At 48.9% G+C, this 18,717-nt stretch carries 14 protein-coding genes; 1 reads left to right on the top strand and 13 read right to left on the bottom strand.

Annotated features, from left to right (window positions below; all coding sequences use genetic code 11):
* Positions 1-99 precede the first annotated feature (99 nt).
* From DXD92_RS05435 to DXD92_RS05425, 4 genes are all read right to left on the bottom strand, one after another.
* Positions 100-1,650 (bottom strand): Mur ligase family protein, encoded by a 1,551-nt coding sequence (locus tag DXD92_RS05435; RefSeq protein ID WP_055219372.1) that lies wholly within the window; start codon positions 1,648-1,650, stop codon positions 100-102.
* Between the two features lie 101 nt (positions 1,651-1,751).
* Entirely contained in the window at positions 1,752-3,119 is a 1,368-nt protein-coding gene (locus DXD92_RS05430; protein WP_055219374.1) for an MATE family efflux transporter, read from the bottom strand.
* A complete protein-coding gene (locus tag DXD92_RS18360) occupies positions 3,095-3,397 on the bottom strand; it encodes a hypothetical protein (protein WP_147326094.1) in 303 nt (100 codons plus the stop codon). Before DXD92_RS18360 ends, DXD92_RS05430 begins: the two co-directional genes overlap by 25 nt.
* Positions 3,370-4,701 carry an MATE family efflux transporter gene (locus DXD92_RS05425; protein WP_117509215.1) on the bottom strand — a complete coding sequence of 444 codons (1,332 nt, stop codon included), beginning with the start codon at positions 4,699-4,701 and terminating at the stop codon, positions 3,370-3,372. The genes DXD92_RS18360 and DXD92_RS05425 overlap by 28 nt, the downstream gene beginning before the upstream one ends.
* Positions 4,702-4,869: 168 nt before the next feature.
* On the opposite strand from DXD92_RS05425, the gene DXD92_RS05420 reads away from it, so the two are divergent.
* The gene (locus tag DXD92_RS05420) at positions 4,870-5,487 is read left to right on the top strand and encodes a hypothetical protein (protein WP_055219376.1); all 618 of its coding nucleotides are present in this window, start codon (positions 4,870-4,872) and stop codon (positions 5,485-5,487) included.
* 16 nt (positions 5,488-5,503) lie between these two features.
* On the opposite strand, the gene DXD92_RS05415 is transcribed toward DXD92_RS05420, so the two are convergent.
* The 9 genes from DXD92_RS05415 to DXD92_RS05375 all read right to left on the bottom strand — a co-directional run bounded on the left by DXD92_RS05415 (position 5,504) and on the right by DXD92_RS05375 (position 18,673).
* Entirely contained in the window at positions 5,504-6,682 is a 1,179-nt protein-coding gene (locus tag DXD92_RS05415; protein ID WP_055219378.1) for a phosphopentomutase, read from the bottom strand.
* A 19-nt stretch (positions 6,683-6,701) separates the two neighbouring features.
* Positions 6,702-8,546, bottom strand: coding sequence for an ABC transporter ATP-binding protein (locus DXD92_RS05410; protein WP_118640235.1), 1,845 nt, complete (start codon positions 8,544-8,546; stop codon positions 6,702-6,704).
* The gene (locus DXD92_RS05405) at positions 8,527-10,266 is read right to left on the bottom strand and encodes an ABC transporter ATP-binding protein (RefSeq protein ID WP_334294900.1); all 1,740 of its coding nucleotides are present in this window, start codon (positions 10,264-10,266) and stop codon (positions 8,527-8,529) included. The genes DXD92_RS05410 and DXD92_RS05405 overlap by 20 nt, the downstream gene beginning before the upstream one ends.
* 208 nt (positions 10,267-10,474) lie before the next feature.
* Positions 10,475-11,629, bottom strand: coding sequence for an RNA-guided endonuclease InsQ/TnpB family protein (locus DXD92_RS05400; protein WP_118640234.1), 1,155 nt, complete (start codon positions 11,627-11,629; stop codon positions 10,475-10,477).
* Entirely contained in the window at positions 11,568-12,224 is a 657-nt protein-coding gene (locus DXD92_RS05395; protein WP_199669522.1) for an IS607 family transposase, read from the bottom strand. The genes DXD92_RS05400 and DXD92_RS05395 overlap by 62 nt, the downstream gene beginning before the upstream one ends.
* Before the next feature lie 223 nt (positions 12,225-12,447).
* The gene (locus DXD92_RS05390; RefSeq protein ID WP_117814222.1) at positions 12,448-13,779 is read right to left on the bottom strand and encodes an MATE family efflux transporter; all 1,332 of its coding nucleotides are present in this window, start codon (positions 13,777-13,779) and stop codon (positions 12,448-12,450) included.
* 102 nt (positions 13,780-13,881) lie between these two features.
* On the bottom strand, positions 13,882-14,475 hold the full coding sequence (locus DXD92_RS05385) for an NUDIX hydrolase (protein WP_022462955.1): 594 nt from the start codon (positions 14,473-14,475) through the stop codon (positions 13,882-13,884).
* A 145-nt stretch (positions 14,476-14,620) separates the two neighbouring features.
* On the bottom strand, positions 14,621-17,251 hold the full coding sequence (gene ppdK / locus DXD92_RS05380) for a pyruvate, phosphate dikinase (RefSeq protein WP_118595188.1): 2,631 nt from the start codon (positions 17,249-17,251) through the stop codon (positions 14,621-14,623).
* 510 nt (positions 17,252-17,761) lie between these two features.
* The gene (locus DXD92_RS05375; protein ID WP_117760874.1) at positions 17,762-18,673 is read right to left on the bottom strand and encodes an undecaprenyl-diphosphate phosphatase; all 912 of its coding nucleotides are present in this window, start codon (positions 18,671-18,673) and stop codon (positions 17,762-17,764) included.
* Positions 18,674-18,717: the final 44 nt, after the last annotated feature.

The following is an 18,717-nucleotide window of genomic DNA, read 5'->3' as shown; positions in this document are numbered from 1 at the left end:
TTTCCTGTCTGATTTTCATTTCTGCTGCCGCCAGACGCAAAAAAGACACGGATTTTTCTGTTCCGTGTCTTTTTTGCTCTGTTTTTTCTGTTTTTGCTTCTATTCTTCTGTTTCACGGGCCGTTGCCGCTTCGGCAAATGCATTTCCATATTCGGCAAGCGCCTCTTTTGCATAGACGGCATCTGACCGGTACGGCACATTTCCGTTTCCGACGTGCATCGTCACGTCCGCGCCTTTTCCAAGGATCAGAACAACCTCTCCCGGTACGGCGCCAAGAATCGCCTCCCGGATTGCTGCTCCGCGGTCCATGCGGATCTGGAAGGATGCACCTTCCTTTGCTATGTACCCGCCGATCTCCTCACAGATCGCCTGCGGATCTTCGTTTCCCGGATCATCCGGTACGAGGAAAATCCGGTCCGCCCGTTTTCCGGAAATCTCACCCATATCTTTTCTGCGGTTGAATGCTTTTCCGCCCGGGGTTCCGAACACAACGCTTACGCGGCTCCCCGGGTATTCGAGTGCTACGGTATCAAACATTTTTTCAAAACTCAGGCCATTGTGCGCGAAATCCACGATCGCCGTGACCTCGCCCGCGCTGCTCTCATACGTCTCCATCCTTCCCGGAACGGTGACGCCAAGGAGGCTTTCCTTGATCAGCGAAACCGGGATTCCCATCGACCAGGCAGCCGCAATGGCAGCTACGGCATTCTCCACATTGAAGGCTCCGTGCACCGGCAGGGTAAAATCTTCCGAGAAATCCGGTCCTGCCACATGGAAATAGAATTTTCCTCTGCCCGGCTTGATATCACTCACGCGGATTACAGCATTTTCTTTCGATCCAAACGTAACGACGCGCTCACATTTTGCCGCAGCTTTCAGGATTTCCCCGATATGGTCGCTGTCCAGGTTCACGCAGGCGCAGGTGCAGCGGTCGAAGATCTTTAATTTCGACTGGAAATAATCATCAAAATCCTTGTGCTCCGTCGGGCTGATGTGGTCCTTGGAGATGTTCAGGAAAATGGCGGTATCAAAATGCGTGTTTCCGACTCTCTCGTATTTGAGCGCCTGGGAGGATACTTCCATCACCATATGGGAAAGGCCTGCATCTACGGCATTGCGCATATGACGGCACAGCTCCAGGGATTCCGGCGTGGTGAGCGTTGATGCTTCTCTCGTCTTTCCGTCGTAATATTCAATCGAACTTAACAGTGCACATCCGTTTCCGCCCTGTTTTTTCAGGCAGGCATCGAGCATCGACTGCAGGTAGTAGGCTGTCGTTGTCTTTCCTTTTGTTCCGGTCAGCGCCGTGACATGCAGCGACTTTGCCGGATAATCGTAAAACGCCTCACCCAGCACAAACTGTGCTTTTCTGGCATCGTTGACGATGAGCGCCGGAATTTCTTTTCCCGCTTCGTATTTTTTTTCACTTACATAGGCAACAGCACCGCGGTTTACGGCGTCTTTTAAGTATGCCTCTTTGAATGCAGCTCCTTTGCAGAGAAACAGCGTTCCCTGATCCGCTCCGCCCGAAAAATACGTTACGAGGGTAACGGGTCTGTCCTCTCCTTCTTTTCCTTCCGGCTCTGCAAATTCCACCAGAAGGCCTTCCTGCTCCAGAAGTTTCTTATATTCTAATACCGACTGTTTCATAGGATATCTTCCTCTCTTCTATGGGATTCTTTTTCAGCTTTCCTAAAATCCAGGCTCCATTATACCAGAATTGAAACAGCTTGTCCATCTTGCGGCACGGCTTACATCATCTGCGCATTTTTCTCAAAAAGAGAACGAAGCGTTTTTGCGCAGTACAGGTACGCCGGAACGAGAAACAGATCGGCGAGAATCCATGCCACCGGGCTTGCGAAGCAGACTGCGGTGTAACCAAAATACGGAACCAGGAAAAAGGCTACCACCGAACGGCCGATCATCTCGCAGACGCCGGCAAGGATTGCAAATTTGCTGAAGCCCATGCCCTGCACGGTAAAGCGTACGACATTGACAAGGGTCAGCGGAATGTAAAATACCATGTTGATCAGCAGCATCTGACGCGCCTGGTCGAGGATGACCGTCTCAGATGCATCTACAAAGAGAAGCGAAATCTGGCGGGACCACAGAAACATGACTCCTAAAATGACCACGGAATACACGCTTCCAATAATGGAACTTGTCAAAATACCGGTGTTGACACGATCCATCTTCTTCGCACCGACGTTCTGTCCGGCATACGTCGCCATAGTGGAGCCGAGCGCGTCGAACGGGCAGCAGCAGAACATGGAAATTTTACCGGCAGCCGTAACAGATGCAACCGCAGTGGAACCAAGGCCGTTGACAGCGGTCTGCAAAATAACACTTCCGATCGCGGTGATTGAATACTGCAGTCCCATCGGGATTCCCATATTGCACAGATTAAGCACATAATGCTTGTGCAGCTTCCAGTCCTCTCTCGTAAAAGCAAGGATGGTGAATTTTTTCTTCATATAAAAGAGACACAGGAATCCAGAGACTCCCTGCGCGATAATCGTCGCCCACGCGGTTCCCGCTACTCCCATCGGGCGGACCAGCGCAAGATCTAGCACGATATTCAGTATTGAAGAGATACCGAGGAAAATCAGTGGGGAGCGGCTGTCGCCGAGGCTCCGCATGATTGCTGATGTCTGGTTATAGAGCACCATAAGCGGAATTCCGAGGAAAATAACAAAGATGTAAGCGTATGCACCGTCCAGAATATCGGACGGGGTTTTCATCAGAATCAGAATGTCGCGGCACCAGATGCAGACAAGAACGGTCATCACCACGGAAAGAATACCGGCCAGGACGGCTCCATTTCCTACATACCGGCACAGCGCTTTCCGGTCTCCTGCCCCGAACATCTGCGCAACCGGAATTGCAAATCCGCTACAGACTCCCATACAGAATCCCACGATCATAAAGTTGATCGAACCTGTGCTTCCAACAGCCGCGAGCGCTTTCGCGCCTAAGAATTTTCCTACAATAATCGTATCGACCATGCTGTAAAACTGCTGGAACAACATGCCGAGCAGCAGCGGCAGTGCAAACCCCAGAATCAGTTTTACCGGACTGCCGTTTGTCAGATCTTTTACTGCACTTTTCTTTGTTGCCATGTGATGTCCTCCCTATTGTCGTATGTTTTTGCTTCCCCTTTTTGTCGAATCTCATGCCATTTTATATCTTGTTTTCTCAGAATGCAATCCCGTAATACTGCCGAATTAAGAGACGTTTTTTCATCACTTTTACGTGTTTTTGACATAGCGGCCGCCTGTGCAGGAATTCTGTTTTTTTGCGCACGCCAAAAGCGGCTGCGGCAGGTTCCCGTTCCGGAACGCTGTGCCGCAGCAGCTTTGCTGTTCTTTCTTATTTTGCAAATTCTTTCTTTTTCCACTGAAGCAGAATCATCACAGCCACCGATGCGGTCAGAAAATCAGAAACCGGCTGGGAGGCAATAACACCGGAAAAACCGGCAAGTTTTGAAGCGCAGAAAATTACAATGGCAAAAATCACGCCCTGACGTCCTGCTGAAAGAATCATTGCTCCTGCCCCGTTTCCGATCGCCTGGAAAATACAGGTCGATGCGAGTACGATACCAACAAACGGCATACCAATGAGCTGGACGCGAAGGATCTGCTGGGCCACTGCAATGACATCCGCCTCTTTTAAGAACAGTCCCACGAGAAGCGGAGCCGCCGCACCGAGCACAACCGCCATTCCGGCACCGGTCAGCACTTCCAGGAGGAAGGCAAAGCGGATCGTCTCACTGAGACGTTTTTTATTTTTCGCTCCATAATTGTATCCGACCAGCGGCTGTCCGCCAAAAGCGAAACCGACCATCACAAGAACAGAAATCATAATAATTTTCAAAGCAATTCCCATCGCTGCAACTTTGTCCGTTCCATACGGCTGCAAAAATCGGTTCGTCAGCGTCACGCCGATGCTCTGCATGAAGTTTGTGACGGATGCCGGAATGCCGATGGCAAGAACGGCGAGCACCTCTGCTCCGGTCATTTTCAGTTTTCGGAAATCGACGGAGAGATAGCGGCATTTCTTTATCATAAAGATAACATAGAAAATATCACCGCAGATGTTGCCGATCACCGTTGCAATCGCTGCTCCGGCTGCTCCCATGCCGAGCGTGTAAATAAAGATCGGGTCAAGAATGATGTTGACAACGGCTCCCAGCATTGTTCCGATCATCGAGGCTTTTGCGAAGCCCTCGGTCCGAAGAAGATTGTTCGGCGTCAGCTGCAGGATGATAAACGGTGCGCCGAGTGCAATCCACTGGTAATAGTCCCCCGCATACTGCCACGTCGTCTCATCACAGCCAAGCAGGCCAAGGATAGGCTGTTTGGCGGCAAGCAGGATGATGCTGACCGCAATGCCGACAGCAATCGCTGCGTAAAAGCAGAATACGCTGATCCGTCTTCCGTCCTCGTACTCTTTTTTACCGAAGAGGCGCGAAATGACGGAACTGCCGCCGACGCCGAAGATGTCACCGAGTGCAATCATCAGCGTGAAAATCGGTGTGCCGAGCGATACGCCGGCAATCAGTGCCGTGTTTCCGGTCCGCGCGATGAAAAAAGTATCTACCATATTATAGATCAGCGACACGACCATGCCGAGCACGACCGGAAGTGCGAGCGTCATATATGCTTTGGACACTTTTGTTTTCTCAAATAATTCGTTTTCCATTTTGAAAACTCCCCTTTCCTCTTTTTCGGTTACAGTTCACTGGTACCCAGCAAACTGTAACATTTTTCATTCTGGTTTATCTTAGCAGACTTTCTTGCTTTTTCTTGTGTCATATGTCACAATAAAGAAAAAGTTTTCCAAAAAATTTTTCTGTGAAAGGATTTTCCTATGAAACGAATTTTTGATCCGGCTCTGCTGGACTTTTATCTTCAGAAACATGAGATCCCATCTCTTTTCGATACCCCGGATCTCGCATTTTCTCTGTATCAGTTTGAAAAGGGCGAACGGCTCGACACGCTGAATCCGGAGGAATACCTCTCGTTCCTCGTGGACGGTTCCATCGAGATCAGCGCCAACCGCGCCGACGGCACGAGCTACCCGATCGGCTATCTCGACGGCTTTACCTGCATCGGCGATATGGAATTCTGCGGAAAACGCGATGATACGCACCAGATCGAGGCACGCACCACCGCGCTTTGTATTGTTCTGCCGCTCGCTTCCACGAAAGAGCTTCTGCTGAACGACAACCGCTTTTTACGATATCTTTTAAACTCTGTCACCGAAAAGCTGATGCTTTATTCCAGCTCCCAGTCGAATTTTTCCACGCTCGAGGAATCCTTCCTCTCTTATCTCTCAGAGCGCTGTCCGGATCAGACGTTTTCCGGCGTGGAAAAGATGGCCATGCAGCTCCACTGCAGCCGCCGCCAGCTCCAGCGGGTTTTAAAGAAGCTGCTCGAAGAAGGACAGCTTGTGAAACTTTCGAAAGGTTCTTACCGCCTCAGCTGAAAACGCCATCGCTTCCTTATTTCCACGATTCCAGGATCGATGTTCCGATCGTTCCCTCCGGCATTTTTACGCCGAAGTTCTCTGCAACGGATGCGCCGATCACAGCGAAGGTGTCCTTCGTCTCCTGAAGGCCGCTCTCCTTCATAGACGGTGAGTACGCAAGGAGCGGCACCTGTTCTCTGGTGTGGTCCGTTCCGGTATAAGTCGGGTCGTTGCCGTGGTCTGCCGTGATCAGGAGCAGATCGTCGTCTTTTAACTGCTCCAGCAGCTTTCCAAGGTTCACATCGAATTTTTCAATCTCTTTTCCGTAGCCTTCCGGGTTTCTTCTGTGGCCCCAGAGTGCATCGAAATCGACGAGGTTGACAAAGCACAGTCCGGTAAAATCTTTTCCTGCCGTCTCAATCGTCTGCTCCATGCCGTGGACGCTGCTCTTGGATTTCAGACTCTCCGTGATGCCCTCGCCGCAGAAAATATCGTTGATTTTTCCGATACTGATGACATCATATCCTGCCTCCTGCATCGCGTTGAGCACGGTTTTTCCCGTCGGTTTGACAGCGTAGTCGTGACGGTTTGCGGTGCGGACGAACTCTCCTTTTTTCTTTCCGACGTACGGTCTTGCAATGACACGGCCGACTTTCCACTCGTCTTTCATGGTCAGCTCACGGGCAATCTCGCAGTAATGATACAGCGTCTCCAGTCCCATCGTCTCCTCGTTGCCGCAGATCTGCAGTACGGAATCCGCCGAGGTATAGACAATCAGTTCTCCGTTTTCGATCTCGCGCTCTGCCAGCTCATCGAGGATCTCCGTTCCGCTCGCCGCCTTATTGCCGATGATCTTTCTGCCGGTTCGTTTTTCCAGCTCGTCGATCAGTTCTTTCGGAAATCCGTGGTCGGTGAACGTAACGAACGGCTTTGTCGTGTAAATTCCCATCATCTCCCAGTGGCCGGTCATGGTGTCTTTTCCGTTGCTCGCCTCGTTCAGTCTTCTGGCGTAACCCTTTGCCTCATCCTCTGTCACACCGCAGAGATTTCCCATGCCGAGGCGGCGCAGGTTCGGGATTTCAAGGCCTCCCTGACTCTCCCAGATGTGGCCGAAGGTATTGACACCGACATCCCCAAACTTCTCCGAATCCGCCATCGCCCCGATTCCGAGAGAATCCAGGACGATCAGAAAAATACGGTTATATTTTCTCATACTCTTTACTCCTTTCTTTTTAACTCAGCTCAAACATTCCATGATAGAGCTGATAATATTTTCCTTTCTGTGCCAGAAGTGCGTCGTGGTCGCCGCGCTCTACGATATTTCCCTGCTCCAGCACCATGATCGCATTGGCGTTTCGCACGGTGCTTAAGCGGTGGGCGATGACAAATACGGTTCTGCCCTCCATGAGCTGGTCCATTCCTTTTTCGATCAGCGCCTCGGTTCTGGTGTCAACGGAAGATGTTGCCTCGTCAAGAATCAGCACCGGCGGATCGGCAACGGCGGCACGGGCAATCGCGAGAAGCTGGCGCTGGCCCTGGGAGAGGTTGGCTCCGTCGGAGGTCAGCATCGTGTCGTAGCCGTTCGGCAGACGGCGGATGAAGGAATCCGCATTCGCAATTTTGGCCGCATGTTCAATTTCTTCCTGCGTGGCATCGAGTTTTCCAAAACGGATGTTTTCTGCTACGGTTCCCGTGAACAGATGGGTATCCTGCAGAACGATACCGAGGGAGTGGCGCAGAGCGTCTTTTTCGATATCTTTTACGTCAATGCCGTCGTAGACAACCGCGCCGCCCTGGACGTCGTAGAAACGGTTGATCAGGTTCGTGATCGTCGTTTTTCCGGCTCCTGTGGAACCGACAAAAGCAATTTTCTGACCTGGTTTGGCATACAGGCTGATGTTCTTTAAGATCAGACGGTCTGCCGTGTAGCCGAAATCCACGTTTTCAAAACGCACATCGCCCTTTAATTCCGTCATCGTTCCGTCCGGGCGCTTCCATGCCCAGCGGCCTGTTGTCTCTTCGCAGACGGCAAGTGCGCCGTTCTCTTCTTTTACGTTGACCAGTTCCACTTTTCCCTCATCGATTTCCGGCTCCAGGCTCATCACGTCGAAGACACGCTCCGCACCGGCGAGCGCTGAGAGAAGGAAGTTGCTCTGCTGGGTGAACTGGTTGATCGGAAGCGCCGCCTGGCGGACAAAGACAAGGTAGCTTGCCAGGCTTCCGATATCGGCTTTTCCGTGCAGGGCGAGAAGGCCGCCGAGCACTGCCACAATCGCATAATTGACATACGAAATGCTGACAACGACAGGAACCATCGTCGCCGCATACCCCTGCGCGCCGGTTCCCGCTTTCCGGAGCTCCTCATTCTTTTTGCAGAATTCCGTAAAGCTCTCTTCTTCGTGGTGGAACACCTTGACGACTTTCTGTCCGGTGATCAGCTCCTCAATATAGCCGTTCAGTTCTCCGAGGCTGTTCTGCTGCTTCGTATAATAACCCTTGCTGCGCTTTCCGCTGAACTTGATATACCAGAACATGATACCGTAGCACACCGTTACAATCAGTGAGAGCCGCCAGTTCAGGATATACAGCAAGGTCAGTGTTCCCACAATCTGGATGAAGCTCTGGATAACCATCGCAAAACTGTTGTTCAGAGCATCTGCCATCGTGTCGATATCGTTCGTGAAAAGACTCATGATATCGCCGTGGCGTCTGCTGTCGAAGAACTGCAGCGGCAGTGTCTGGACGTGTTCGAACAGATCGCGGCGGATATCAAAGACAACCTGCTGTGCTGCTTTTACCATGGTCTGCGTGTAGCCGTATGCTGCGAGTGCGCCGCACCCGAAAATGAGTGCCGTAATCAGCACGCCGCGCAGCAGTGTGTGCACATCTCCGTCCGCCAGTCCGTTGACTACCGGGCGGATCATATACGTTCCAAGGAGGTTGGCTCCCGCGCTGATTGTTACCAGTACCGCTACGACTGCGAGCATTTTTTTGTGCCGTCCCAGATAAGACAGGAAGACGCGCAGCGTGTGTTTCAGGTTCTTTGGTTTCTTTCCGCTATAAGCTCTCGCTGCCATTTTCGTCTCCTCCCTTCATCTGTGAGGCGTAAATTTCCTGATAAATCGGGTCATCCGCCAGCAGTTCAGCGTGCGTGCCGATCCGGTGTACTTTTCCGTCATCAAGAATGATGATCTGATCCGTATTCATGACGGATGTTACTCTCTGCGCAATGATAATTTTTGTGACATTCTTCCGCGCCGCCAGTGCCTCGCGGATCTTTTTCTCCGTTGCCGTGTCGACCGCACTTGTCGAATCATCGAAGATCAGGATTTTTGCCTTTCCGATCAGCGCACGCGCGATGCAGAGACGCTGCTTCTGGCCTCCGGAGAGGTTGCTTGCGCCCTGCTCGAGCACGGTGTCGAGGCCGTCCGGCATGCGGTTCAAAAATTCATCCGCACACGCCGCGCGGCATGCTTCCCAGATCTCCTCATCGGATGCATCCACATTGCCCCATTTCAGGTTTTCACGCACGGTTCCGGAGAACAGCACGTTTTTCTGCAGAATGATATTGACTGCATCGCGGAGAGCGGCAAGATCGTACGCGCGCACATCCTTTCCGCCGACGCGGACGGTGCCGCGGCTGGTATCATACAGACGCGGAATGAGCTGCACCAGCGTCGTTTTCGAAGAACCTGTTCCTCCGAGGATTCCTACCGTCTGACCAGCTTTGATCTTCAGCGTAACATCGGAGAGTGCGTACTCTTTTGCTTCTTCTTTGTATTTAAACGATACGTTGTCAAACTCCACGCTGCCCTCTGTCACTTCTGTTACACCATTTTCCGGCGAGGTGAGCACGATTTTCTCATCGAGCACCTCGACAATCCGGTGTGCGCTCGCCATGGAACGGGTCAGAAGCAGGAAGACGTTTGCAATCATCATCATCGAGTTCATGACCTGCATGACGTAGCTTAGAAATCCGGTCAGGTTTCCGACGGCAAGCTGTTTTTTCAGAATCATATTTCCGCCGAACCACAGAATCAGCACGATCGCGGTATACATGACGCCCTGAAATGCCGGCAGATTCAGCACGGCGTAGTGGAACGTCTGCTCGCTCGCTGCGGTCAGGTCGGTGTTGACCTCGTTGAATTTGTCTTCCTCGTACTCATCCCGCACGAAAGCTTTGACGGCACGGATCGCGGTCAGCCCCTCCTGGACAACGTTGTTCAGGCGGTCCACCATGGACTGCAGTTTTGTGTACATCGGGGCAACTCTCCGCACAATCAGGGAGAGAATAAAGCCAAGAAGCGGGGTACATACAAGGAATACAAATGCCAGCCGCGGATTCATATAGAATGAAAGGCCGATTCCCATAATCAGAAGCGACGGTCCGCGCGTGATCGGGCGGAAGCCGGCGCTTACCATATTCTGGATGACGGTAACATCCGTCGTCATACGGGTGATCAGGGATGATACCGCAAAGTGGTCGAGGTTGGAAAATGCATACTGCTGCATTTTCTCATACTCCGCCTTCCGGATCTCAGCTCCCCAGCCGTACGTCGCCCGCGCCGCAAAGTGCGCGTATAAAATTCCGGTCACAAGCGCACAGAGCGCGCAGACTCCCATCTGGATTCCCTTGCGGTAAATGTAAGGGATATCGCCGTTCGCAACGCCGATGTCAATCAGATTGGAAATCAGAATCGGAATAAAAAGTTCAAAACACGTTTCTACCAATACCAGCACTGCTCCGAAAATCATATCCCGCTTGTAGGGACCTGCATACGAGAGCAGACGCTTCATATCATTCATCTTCTGTCATGTCCTGCCACTCAAAATGTGATTAAATATACTTATCACATCGAGATAATGTAAGTTCTCACGAATCTTACTTACTGCTTCAGTGTGTATACTTTTGATTGACCGAAATCATATCTACTCGTAGGTCCATGTACACTCCACAGTCGTTAATTCCCGAAATAGCCTTCGGTACATACTTACATTTGCTTCCTTATGCAATCTTGTAAGTTTTTACGTCCCTCAGATTCAGTGCCGCATTGAAATCCCTGTCTTCGACATAGCCACAATGACATCGAAATGTTCTATCGGAAAGTTTTAAATCTTTCTTGATCGTTCCACAACAATGGCAGATTTTTGATGATGGATACCATCTGTCTGCAACCCGAAGCTCAATACCATTTTCCCTGCTTTTCGCCTTAAGCTTTATTCTGAATTCGTAAAACTTCTGCGAAGCAACTGCTCTTGAAAGATGTTTGTTCTTCATCATCCCCGATACATTTAAGTCTTCAATCGTTATATAAGATGGTTTGGTTTTTACGATCTCTGCGATTGTCTTATTGATGTAATCCGTACGGATATTGTCTATTTTATGATGAAGTTTTTGTACCTTAAGTTTTTGTTTTTGTATATTCGCTCTTTGAGTGGACTCTCCTTTCTTTAGATTTTCATACTTTCGGGAGAGACATCTCTGTTCCCGAACGAGTCGTTTTTCTAATTTCTTTAATCTTGCTGATTTGTTGATATTCTTATATGTCTTACCATTTGAAACAATGGCAAAATCCTTTAACCCCAGGTCGATGCCGATTCCTTCGTTAGAAAGATCAGCAGTTTTATTATCAGGAATTTCTATAAGAGCCGAAACATAATATCTGCCCGCTTTCATGGAAACATGGCCGCTTTTTATGATATATCCTTCTTTCGTCGTAGGAATGTATCCTTTTTCTTTGATACGAACCCATCCAAGTGATGGAATGTTAACTCGGTGTCTCTCGCAGCGACAATCTTTCGGATTATTCTTTACGAAATACATCTTCACATCTGATCTGCCTTTCTTTTTGAACTTCGGAAAAGCACTTTCATGATTAAAGAATTTTTTAAATGCAGTCTGTCCATGATTTACTGCCTGGGTCACCGCTTTTGAGTATGCTTCCTTAATCCATAAATATTCTGGATGTTGTGGAAGGTATTCATGATTCAGCCAGACTCTGAATTTACTGCTGCTCATGAATTTTTCGCCATTTTGATAAAGTTCCTTGTTATGGGCCAGATAGAAATTGTAAATAAATCTACAAGTTCCTATTGTTTTATGAATCCTGACTTTCTGCTCTTCTGTCGGATGGATTTCCGTCTTGAAGCTCTTTAGCAATTTCCTCGTCCCTCTCTATTTGTTTTTTATACTTACGAAGTCCATACAGCCTGCAGGAGAACACATGAAGTATGGAAACAATATCCTGTACAAGTTCTTCCTGTGGTGATAATTCTTCGTTGTTTACCACCACGATCGTTGTGTTGCATTTCATACAGAATTTTTCAAACCAATCATAACCGAATCGGATAAATCTGTCTTTGTGGGTTATGATGATCGTTTTTACTTTCTGTTCCATTACTTCATCTAATAATTTATTCCACTTTTTGCGGTTGTAATTAAGACCACTTCCATACTCTTCGATACATTGGTCTACAATGATTCCTCTGGCATTACAAAACTGTCGCAAAAATGCGACCTGGTTTTGCAAATCGTCTTTTTGATTTTTTGTAGATACTCTGGCATAAATAACTGCCTGACGTTTATCATTTTCGATATTTATGCCTTTGAATTGAAGATATTGGTCATACGTATAATAACGCCTGTCAGTTGGAGTTCGATTTGCTTTTAAAATCCCTTCTCTGTCCCAACGCTGTAGCGTTTTAACAGATATCCCTAACAATTCAGCAAAATCCTTCGGCTTGTAGTTTGTGATATTTGATGTGTTCATAATATGATTCTCCTTTTGTATGTTTAAACACATTATATCACATTTGACAATATATTTAGTTACTTATATTTTCCTCCTTTTGCTGTTTTTCGGAGTCCATTTTACCATACCCCGGCATGATTTTCAACGCGCCGAAATAATCCCTTTTACCCCAAAAATCCCCTTTTCCCAACAACTTTTCTGTCGTCAGAAAAAGAGGATCGTTTTTTCACTCACGGATAACCTGAAACGTTTTCCACTTGCCCTGTTTGAATCTCCACCAGAAGATGATGCCGCGCACGGACCAGTCGAGGCACATCGCAAGAGCGATTCCCATAACGCCCATGTTCATCCAGATTGCAAAAATCACAGAGAAAATCAGGCGGACGCCGATGGTCGTGAAGAGGGAAATTCCCATTGTGAATTTTACATCTCCTGTCGCACGAAGGCCGCTTCCAAGCGGTCCGGCGTAGCAGAGTGCAATACCGTTGAAAATATTATGCAGCAGTACCAGCCAGAGTGTCAGCCGCTTCGTCTCCTCGGACACCGCATAGAAGGAAAGGACAAACGGTGTGACTGCAAAGACAAGCGCATTCCATGCCACTCCAATGATCAGTGTGATTTTTATCAGCTTGCGGAAATAATACTCCGCCTGATCAGTATCTCCCGCGCCCATGCACTGTCCGATGACGGTGATGAATACTGGGGAAAGTGCACTGCTTGTGAGTGCCGCCATGGACCATATACTCTGGGCAATGCCGTTTGCGGCAATCTGGTAGGTACCAAACAGTGCTACCACACTGGAAAGTGCTACTTTGACGAGCTGGAAAATACCGCTCTCGATACCGTTCGGAACTGCGATACTGAGGATCGTTTTCTGGAAGCTCAAGTCTACTTTAAAAATCCACTCTTTCAGATACTGCACCGGATTTCGCTTTGAGAAGCAGAGAACCGTGATAACAGCTGCGGAAAAGATACGCGCAATCAGCGACGGAACCGCAACGCCAGGCACACCTGTATGCAAAGCAAAGACGCCGATACAGTTTCCGACTACGTTGATCACATTCGATGCAATCGAAAGGTACATCGTCGTGCTGGTTTTTCCAAAACTGCGGTACAAAGCCGCTCCCGCATTGTAAATCGCCATTGCCGGATAGGAATATGCCGAGATACGCAGATACGTCACGCATGCCGCCATGACATCATCCTCAACCTTGCCGAACATCAAACGCATCAGCTGTTCGTTGGCAACCAGTACCACTACAGAAATAACAACCGACAGCAATACCGATGCCGTCAGAAGCTGGGAAGCTGCCGCTCCCGCCTGCTCCTTGTCCTTCTTTCCGATATACTGGCTGATGACCACCGCACCGCCGGATGCCAGCGCTGTGAACAGATTGATAAAGATCATATTAAACGCATTGACCAGTGACACACCGGAAACCGCCGCCTCTCCGACAAATCCGATAACAAACACGTCCGCAATTCCGACCAGAGCCACCAGAAGCTGCTCTAGGAAAAGCGGAATAATCAGCTTTTTCAAATCCTGATTTGTAAACATAAAACCCCTCCTGCCATTTTTCTTTCTGTCTCTATTTTAGACATCTAACAGCTCATTTGTCTAATGCTTATTCTAAATGGCAGTTCATACGCGGATTGCATATTACACTTCACAGAAATCTCTTTTCACTTTCTCACACAGCTTGCCATACACACGCTCCACAAACCATGGCTCTGTCGATTTTTCTGCGATCTGCTCCACCGGAATCCAGCCGACTGCGCTGTTTTCATCCGGCTTGCAGCGGATTTCCTGTACCGGGTCTGCTTCCATGAGATATGTCACATTCAGATGGAGATGTGTCGTCACGTACTTTCCGCGCTTCACATGGCCGTCCACCGACAGGATTTCGAGCGAGAATGGCTGATCCGATAAGAGCTTCACCTCTTCAATCCCGGATTCCTCCTTCACTTCTCTTACCGCCACGCTGCAAAGATCCGCATCTCCGTCCGCGTGGCCGCCGAGCCATGCCCAGGAATGGTAAATATTGTGATACGCCATCAGCACCTGCTTCCGATCCGGGCTTACGACCCAGGCGGAGGCAGTCAGATGTGCGGTCTCATTTTCCCGCGTCAAAATATCGCATCCGCTCTCCATCCATTTCAGCAGAATCGCCCGATCCCGCTCTTCCTGCTCATTGTACGGACGGTATTCCCGGATCTGCCGCAGCAGGTTTTCTTTGGCTGTTTCATTCTGCATCCGTTTTCCCTCCCACTTTGATTTTAAACGATTGATAAAAAAGACCCCGGCGCCTGTATTTCTACAGACCGCCGGGGTCTCCTTACGTTTGAACACAAATCATGCTATTGCATGAAAATCCTGATTCGGACAGATTCTGCTTAAATTAAGCGTTCTTCTGAGCGATAGCTGCCTGAGCTGCTGCCAGACGGGCGATCGGCACACGGAACGGTGAGCAGGAAACATAGTCCAGACCCAGTTTGTTGCAGAACTCTACGGAGCTCGGATCTCCACCGTGCTCACCGCAGATACCTACGTGCAGAGAAGAGTTAACCGGTCTTCCAAGATCGATAGCCATCTTCATCAGCTTGCCAACGCCGTCCTGATCGAGTTTTGCGAATGGATCGTTCTCGAAGATCTTAGCGTCATAGTAAGCGTTCAGGAATTTACCAGCATCGTCACGGGAGAATCCGTAAGTCATCTGAGTAAGGTCGTTGGTTCCAAAGCAGAAGAAGTCTGCCTCTTTTGCGATCTCATCTGCAGTCAGAGCTGCTCTCGGGATCTCGATCATGGTACCAACTTCGTATTCAAGGTCGCTGCCTGCAGCTGCGATTTCAGCGTCAGCGGTCTCTACTACGAATTTCTTAACGTATTTCAGCTCTTTGATATCGCCAACAAGCGGGATCATGATTTCCGGTTTAACATTCCAATCCGGATGAGCTTTCTTCACGTTGATGGCTGCGCGGATTACTGCGCTTGTCTGCATCTTAGCGATTTCCGGATAAGTTACAGCAAGACGGCATCCACGATGACCCATCATCGGGTTGAACTCATGCAGACCAGCGATGATTGCTTTGATCTGCTCAACAGATTTGCCCTGTGCGTCAGCCAGTTTCTTGATGTCCTCTTCCTCAGTCGGAACGAACTCATGAAGCGGCGGATCCAGGAAACGGATGGTAACCGGGTTGCCTTCCAGAGCTTCATACAGCTTCTCGAAGTCTCCCTGCTGCTCCGGAAGGATCTTAGCAAGTGCTGCTTCTCTCTCTTCTACGGTTTCAGCGCAGATCATCTCACGGAATGCATCGATTCTGTTGCCTTCGAAGAACATATGCTCTGTACGGCAAAGACCAATACCTTCTGCGCCAAGCTCACGAGCTTTTTTAGCGTCTGCCGGAGTATCAGCGTTTGTACGAACTTTCATGGTTCTGTATTTATCTGCCCAGCCCATGATTCTTCCGAACTCGCCAGCGATGGTAGCGTCTACGGTCGGGATCAGTCCGTCATAGATGCATCCTGTAGAACCATCCAGAGAGATGCAGTCTCCCTCGTGGAACTCTTTGCCAGCCAGTGTGAATTTCTTGTTTGCCTCGTCCATTACGATATCACCGCAACCGGATACACAGCAGGTTCCCATACCACGGGCAACTACGGCTGCGTGGGAAGTCATACCACCACGAACAGTCAGGATACCCTGTGCAGATTTCATACCTGTGATATCTTCTGGGGATGTCTCAAGACGAACCAGAACAACTTTTTCTCCTCTTTCAGCCCATGCAACAGCGTCATCAGCTGTGAAGACGATTTTACCGCAAGCAGCTCCCGGAGATGCTCCCAGTGCTTTTGCCATTGGAGTAGCCTCTTTCAGTGCTTTTGCATCGAACTGCGGATGAAGCAGAGAGTCAAGGTTACGAGGATCGATCATTGCAACTGCCTCTTCCTCTGTTCTCATTCCCTCATCTACAAGGTCGCAGGCGATTTTCAGAGCAGCTTTTGCTGTTCTCTTACCGTTACGTGTCTGCAGCATGTACAGTTTACCGTGCTCTACAGTGAACTCCATGTCCTGCATATCTCTGTAGTGTGTTTCCAGAGTTTTGCAAACTTCTTTGAACTGTTTGAAAGCTTCCGGGAATTTCTCTTCCATCTCGGAAATGTGCATAGGTGTACGAACACCGGCAACTACGTCCTCGCCCTGTGCGTTGGTAAGGAACTCACCGAACAGTCCGTTTTCTCCTGTAGCAGGGTCACGGGTGAAGGCAACACCTGTACCACAGTCATCTCCCATGTTTCCGAATGCCATCATCTGTACGTTAACAGCGGTACCCCAGGAATACGGGATGTCGTTGTCACGACGATAAACGTTTGCTCTCGGGTTGTCCCAGGAACGGAATACGGCTTTAACAGCCTCCATCAGCTGTACCTTAGGATCGGTCGGGAAATCCTCACCGATTTTAGCTTTGTACTCAGCTTTGAACTGCTCAGCCAGTTTTTTGAGGTCATCTGCGTCAAGATCTACGTCCTGTTTTACGCCTTTCTCCTCTTTCATCTTGTCGATCAGCTCTTCGAAGTATTTTTTACCAACTTCCATAACTACGTCAGAGAACATCTGAATGAATCTTCTGTAGCAGTCCCAAGCCCAACGTGGGTTGCCGGAAGCCTGTGACAGAGTTTCAACAACCTCTTCGTTCAGACCAAGGTTCAGGATGGTATCCATCATACCTGGCATGGAAGCTCTTGCTCCGGAACGTACAGAAACGAGCAGCGGATTCTTAGCGTCTCCGAATTTCTTTCCTGTGATTCCTTCCATTTTATCGATTGCTTCCATGATCTGACCCATGATCTCGTCGTTGATCTGTCTGCCATCCTCATAGTACTGTGTACAAGCCTCGGTTGTTACCGTGAATCCCTGTGGTACAGGAAGTCCCAGGTTTGTCATCTCAGCCAGGTTTGCGCCTTTTCCACCGAGAAGGTTACGCATGTCTGCATTACCTTCAGTGAACATGTAAACCCATTTTGCCATTGTTACTTTTCCTCCTACTTGTAATTTTGATAGGTTATAGTAAAGTATTTCCAGATTGCCCTGGATGATACGTTCACCCTATACTGATTGCACCGAAAAGAAAGATATTCTCGGGCGCACACATTTATTTTACCATAAGAATATCTTTAGTCAATAAAAATATGGCAAATTTTCGGTATTTTTTTTAATTTACAGTTCACTCGTGTGTTCTGGCGGGCAAATTTCATGCTTGCATGAAAATTTGTTTGCAAGAACACACGAAGGGAGCGCCGAGAAATGAGCAAAAGGAGCTGCGCAGCAGCGGAAAGCGCTGAAAGCGCAGTTTTGCGAATGGCGCGGGTGAACTGTATCGTCTGTGCCCCTGTTATGTCCTATTATATCAGCTTTTGGTTACTTTTTACAGGGTTTTTTGTAATTTTCGCGTAAAAAAAGAAGTATCGCACAATTTTTTTTCATTTTACGATACTTCTTCTTCTATTTTCCCCGGTAAATTTTCGGAATTGTTCGATTTTATGCTTTCAGAATTACGGTTTTGATTACGAAATACAGCAGCACAATCACACCGAGTACGATACGGTACCAGCCGAAGGCTTTGAAATCGTGCTTCTTGATGTACTGCATCAGAAATTTGATGGCAAAAATCGATACCGCAAATGCCACCAGCATGCCGACGATCATGATCGCCACCTCAACACCGGTAAAGGCAAAGCCGTGTTTTACCAGTTTTAAAAGGCTCGCGCCAAACATAACCGGAACGGCAAGGAAAAACGTGTACTCCGATGCCAGCTCTCTCGAGCATCCCAGCAGGATACCGCCGATGATGGTTGCTCCCGAACGGGAAGTTCCCGGTACGATGGAAAGGAGCTGGAAAACACCGATATACAGCGCATTTTTCCAGGTAATCTCTTTGATTTTTGTTGCAGACAGTGTTCTCGTCTTGTTGTAATTCTCAATGATGATGAAGAGGACACCATAGATGATCAGCATCAGTGCTACGATCACGTAATTCATCAGATGGGCCTCGATCCAGTCGTTGAATGCCAGTCCGATCACGGCTGCCGGCAGACACGATACGACAATCTTGAACCACATGATAATTTTGTCCAGATAACAGTAATTGTCTACAAAGTTCTGAATCCCTGCAAAGACCTTGTTGTCGCTTGGATTGGCAAAATAGCTCTTGCTTTTCGCTTTGCTTTTGCCATGAAACGGCCAGAGATCCCAGAAATAGATGACGACAACCGCAAGGATTGCACCGAGCTGGATGACAACTTCAAAAACATTCTTGAAATCAGCTGTCACATTCAGCTTAATAAACTCATCTACCAGAATCATGTGGCCGGTGCTGCTGATCGGAAGCCACTCGGTAATGCCCTCTACGATACCCAGCAGGATAACCTTTAACCACTCAATGATGTTCATACGATATGTACCTTTCTCTTTTTGAATTGGATGCCCTTTTCTGG

The organism is Blautia sp. TM10-2 (assembly GCF_003480845.1).
GTDB classification, from domain to species: domain Bacteria; phylum Bacillota; class Clostridia; order Lachnospirales; family Lachnospiraceae; genus Fusicatenibacter; species Fusicatenibacter saccharivorans.
This window is presented reverse-complemented; position numbering and strand designations above follow the sequence as displayed.